Annotated in this window: 1 pseudogene; it reads left to right on the forward strand. The window is 37.0% G+C overall.

The features are described from left to right. Window positions 1-381: pseudogene (locus tag CBI42_RS11510) on the forward strand (hypothetical protein); the annotation flags it as partial.

Genomic DNA, 381 nt, shown 5'->3' on the forward strand with positions numbered 1-381 from the left:
TGGGGATCAACCTCATGAACTGGCACCAGCATCTTAAAAGCAATGGTGGGGAGTTGTCTTTTCAGCTTTGGATTGAAGAAATCCTCAAGTATGCCATCGCTCTCTTTTTTATCCTCTATGTGGATGCAATTTTTGATACCTTAACTTGGTTGTTTAATGTCATTATCAAATCTATCGCTAGTTTGGGAATTAAAGAGATAAAAAATGATGCTGAGTTCAGTTGGACAAATTTGAACTGGATGGCTAAGTCAATGCTACAGTTTATTTATAATGTTGTCGATTTCGTTGGTCAGATCTCGACTAAGTTGTTGATTTTGTTACGCTCATTTACGCTTTACACGTATAAGGGAATCGCTAAAATTATTGTCGCTTGTTACATGG

Origin of the sequence: Streptococcus sp. KR, from assembly GCF_002238115.1 — a bacterium.
Lineage (GTDB): Bacteria > Bacillota > Bacilli > Lactobacillales > Streptococcaceae > Streptococcus.